Genomic DNA, 3,563 nt, shown 5'->3' on the forward strand with positions numbered 1-3,563 from the left:
CCGCCGGGCCGCAGCACCCGGGCGCACTCGGCGATCACCGCGCGCAGGTCCTCGGGGTCGTCCAGCAGGTGCAGCAGCCAGATGCTGGTGACCGCGTCGAAGGTGGCGTCGGGGAAGGGCAGTCGGCGGCTGTCGGCGCGGACGACCGCGCCGGGCAGCCGGGCCGCGGCCGTCCGGACCATGGCGGCGGTGAGGTCCGCGCCGGTCACCCGCAGTCCGGGGCGTGCGGCGGCGAGCCGCCGGGTGACGATCCCGGTGCCGCAGGCGACGTCCAGCAGGCGGCGGGTCCCCGCGGGGATCAGGCCGAGGACGGCCTGTGCGGCCTCCTGGGCGCGGGCCTCGCCGCCGCGCAGGGTGTCGTAGTCACCGGCTTCTTTCTCGTAGTCCAGCACATCGCTCAGTGTGCCCCGTGACCTGGGGCGATGTCCTCCACCCTGCGGGCGAGAGCGAAGTCCTTGTCGGTGACGGCGCCGCCCGCGCTGTGGGTGTTCACGCTGAGGGAGACGGTGTGGTAGCCGAGAGTCAGGTCGGAGTGGTGGTCCAGTTCCTCCTGGATGCCGGCGATGTGCACGACCAGCGCCGCTGCCGCGAAGTGCGAGCCGAGCCGGTAGGAGCGGGTGAGGCGGTCGCCGTCCACGGACCAGCCCGGCAGCTCGGCCAGCCGGTCCTCGATCTCCTTCTGCGACAGCGGTTCGACGGCCATGGCCGGGGCTCCCTTCGGTGTGTTTCCCCGTGCGGGGAGAGGCGGGTTACGGGTTCAGCCTGCCACGTCGGCGGTGCGGGCGGGGCCCCGACGCGTCCTCAGCCCGCCTGCCGCGTACGGCTGTTCCTCGACTAGGGTCGGCGGTATGCCTGTTGCCGCGTCCGTTCCCACCGCCTCCGCCGCCGTCACCGTCGCCGGCACGGGCGTCGGCCCGCTGCTGCGCGCCTGGCGCGAGCGGCGCCGGATCTCCCAGCTGGAACTGGCGCTGCGCGCCGACTCCTCCGCGCGGCACATCAGTTTCGTGGAGACCGGCCGGTCCCGGCCCAGCGAGGAGATGGTGCTGCGGCTCGCCGAGCAGCTGGAGGTGCCGGTGCGCGAGCGCAACGCCCTGCTGCTGGCGGCCGGTTACGCCCCGCGCTACCCGGAGACCCCGCTGGACGATCCGGCGCTGGACGCGCTGCGCGACGGCATGGAGCGGCTCATCCGGGGCTACGAGCCCTACCCGGCGCTGGTGGTCGACGCGACGTACACGGTCGTCGCCGCGAACCGGGGGATCGCCCGGCTGCTGACGGGAGTTGCGGAGGAGCTGCTGGCCCCGGCGCCGAACGCGATGCGGCTGACCCTGCACCCCGAGGGGCTGGCGCCGCGCATCCGGAACCTGCGGGAGTGGCGCGGGCATCTGCTGGCCCAGATGGAGCGGGAGATCGCCCTGCACCGCTCGGACCGGCTGCGCGCGCTGTACGAGGAGGTGGCGGCCTACCCGGTGCCCGAGGAGCCGCCCGGCGCCGAACCGGCCGAGCCCGTGGCGTACTTCGCGCTGCCGATGCGCATCGAGCACGACGGCCGGATCCTGTCGTTCGTGTCCTCGATCTCCACGTTCAACACCCCGATGGACGTCACGGTCGCCGAACTCGCCATCGAGACGTTCCTGCCGGCGGACCCGGCGACCGCCGCCTACCTGCACGGCCTGGCCGGTTGATCCCGCTCCGGCGCGGTTCGTTGCCTCGGGCACGTGTGCGAGACGGCGACCCATGACAGACTGCTCCCCGCGGATCGGCGCGTAAGGGGAGGGCGTGGCGTGAGTGAGCGGCGGGCTGCGCCCACCGTGGGTCAGGTGGTGCTCGGCAAGCGGTTGCAGGAGCTGCGCGAGGCGGCGGGGCTCAGCCGCGACGAGGCCGCCCGGGTCCTGAGGGTGGCCTCGGCGACCGTACGGCGGATGGAGATGGCCGAGGTCGCGCTGAAGATCCCCTACGTGCAGGTGCTGCTCACCACCTACGGGGTGCCCGAGGAGGAGGCCGACGCGTTCGTGCGGCTGGCCGAGGAGGCGAACCAGCCGGGCTGGTGGCAGCGGTTCCACGACGTGCTGCCGGACTGGTTCAGCCTGTACGTCAGCCTGGAGGGCGCCGCCCGGATCATCCGCTCCTACGAGCCGCACTTCGTGCCCGGCCTGTTGCAGACCGAGGAGTACGCGCGGGCGGTGCTGGAGGCCGGGACGATCGGGCAGACCTCGCCGGAGACGGTGGAGCGGCATGTGTCGCTGCGCATGGAGCGGCAGCGGCTGCTGGAGCGGGACGATCCGCCCCACCTGTGGGTGATCATGGACGAGACGGTGCTCAGACGCCCGGTGAGCATGCGCCCCGAGGTGCTGCGGGACCAGCTGGACCGGCTGCTGGAGTACGCCGAACGGGACCGGGTCACGCTGCAGATCGCCGAGTTCGCGGCGGGTCCGCACCCGGGCACGTACGCGCCGTTCACGCTGTTCCGGTTCGCCGAGCCGGAGCTGCCGGACATGGTGTTCACCGAGTATCTGACCGGCGCCCTCTACCTGGACGCGCGCCGGGAGGTGGCCGCGCACCTGGAGGTGCTGGACCACATGACGGCCCGGGCCGCGTCCGCCCAGCGCACGCTGAAGCTGCTGCGGGAGCACCGCGAGCGGCTCTGAGCCCGGCCCCGCCCCGGTGTGACCCGTACGGGTCTCCCGGACGGGTGGGGCCGGGGGGCCGCCCCTAGGTTCTGAGTACGGGAAGAACCCGAGGGCTGATCACCGGGTTCTCCCCGATCCCGGCGACGGCTGTCCGTGGCGGACTTCTCCCTGCCGCGCGGACGGCAGACGTCCGACCACGCGAAGGAGGCCCCATGCCCTCGGACGCGGTGCTCTACCAGGCGGCGGCCCTCTGCCTGACCTACCCGGACGACGACCTCGTCGCCCGGCTGCCGCTGCTGCGCCAGGCCGCCCCGCAGCTACGGGCGTTCACCGACCACGCGGCCCTCACCCCGCCCGGGGAACTGGCCGCGCACTACGTGGAGGTCTTCCGCCGCGGGAACCGGCACAGCCTGTACCTGAGCCGGTGGCACGACGGCGACACCCCGCGGCGCGGGACGCCCGTGGCCCGCTTCCGGGACCTCTACCGCCGGCACGGCCTGGAGTGCAGCGGCGCGGAGCTGCCGGACTTCCTGCCGGCGGTGCTGGAGTTCACGGCACGGACCGGCGACACCAGCCTGCTCACCGAGCACCGCGACGGCCTGGAGCGGCTGCGGACGCGGCTGGCCGGCTGCGGCACGCCGTACGCCGACGTCCTGGACGCGGTGTGCGCCACCCTGCCGGCGGTGCCGCGCCCCGGGACGGAGCACGGCACCGGAGAGCGGACGAGCGTCAGGCCAGCTCGGCCGTCAGGGTGATCGTCGTACCGGCCAGGGCCTGGCTGACCGGGCAGTTCTTCTTGGCGTCCTCGGCGGCCGACCGGAAGCCGTCCTCGTCCAGGCCCGGCACCTCGCCGCGCACGGTGAGGTGGATGCCGGTGATGCCCTCGCCCGGCTGGAAGGTGACGCCGGCCTTGGTCTCCAGCCGGGCGAGGGCATC

The 3,563-nt window shown here is 73.8% G+C and carries 6 protein-coding genes; 3 read left to right on the top strand and 3 right to left on the bottom strand.

All coding sequences use genetic code 11. From position 1 onward, the window contains the following. Positions 1-392, bottom strand: a 392-nt coding sequence (locus tag CCN44_RS30220; RefSeq protein ID WP_143650051.1) for a class I SAM-dependent methyltransferase, incomplete at its 3' end; no start/stop codon positions are given. Between the two features lie 5 nt (positions 393-397). Further along, a complete protein-coding gene (locus tag CCN44_RS30225) occupies positions 398-703 on the bottom strand; it encodes a 4a-hydroxytetrahydrobiopterin dehydratase (protein WP_059254308.1) in 306 nt (101 codons plus the stop codon). A 145-nt stretch (positions 704-848) separates the two neighbouring features. Here CCN44_RS30225 and CCN44_RS30230 point away from each other — a divergent pair, with 145 nt between their 5' ends. The 3 genes from CCN44_RS30230 (at position 849) to narJ (ending at position 3,382) form a co-directional block, all read left to right on the top strand. After that, positions 849-1,682, top strand: coding sequence for a helix-turn-helix domain-containing protein (locus CCN44_RS30230; protein WP_059254306.1), 834 nt, complete (start codon positions 849-851; stop codon positions 1,680-1,682). 99 nt (positions 1,683-1,781) lie between these two features. Further along, complete coding sequence (locus tag CCN44_RS30235) at positions 1,782-2,645, top strand: helix-turn-helix domain-containing protein (RefSeq protein ID WP_086701132.1); 864 nt, start codon at positions 1,782-1,784, stop codon at positions 2,643-2,645. Positions 2,646-2,839: 194 nt separating this feature from the next. Then, entirely contained in the window at positions 2,840-3,382 is a 543-nt protein-coding gene (narJ, locus tag CCN44_RS30240; RefSeq protein WP_086701135.1) for a nitrate reductase molybdenum cofactor assembly chaperone, read from the top strand. Here narJ and CCN44_RS30245 read toward each other — a convergent pair. Further along, positions 3,357-3,563, bottom strand: a 207-nt coding sequence (locus CCN44_RS30245; RefSeq protein WP_208639867.1) for an OsmC family protein, incomplete at its 5' end; no start/stop codon positions are given. The two genes, narJ and CCN44_RS30245, sit on opposite strands and share 26 nt — an antisense overlap.

The organism is Streptomyces tricolor, assembly GCF_002155905.1.
Lineage (GTDB): Bacteria > Actinomycetota > Actinomycetes > Streptomycetales > Streptomycetaceae > Streptomyces > Streptomyces tricolor.

Excerpts from the sequence above, each read along its gene's own strand:
- CCN44_RS30225 (WP_059254308.1), bottom strand. The coding sequence starts at position 703 with ATGGCCGTCGAACCGCTGTCGCAGAAGGAGATCGAGGACCGGCTGGCC.
- CCN44_RS30230 (WP_059254306.1), top strand. The coding sequence starts at position 849 with ATGCCTGTTGCCGCGTCCGTTCCCACCGCCTCCGCCGCCGTCACCGTC.
- narJ (WP_086701135.1), top strand. The coding sequence starts at position 2,840 with ATGCCCTCGGACGCGGTGCTCTACCAGGCGGCGGCCCTCTGCCTGACC.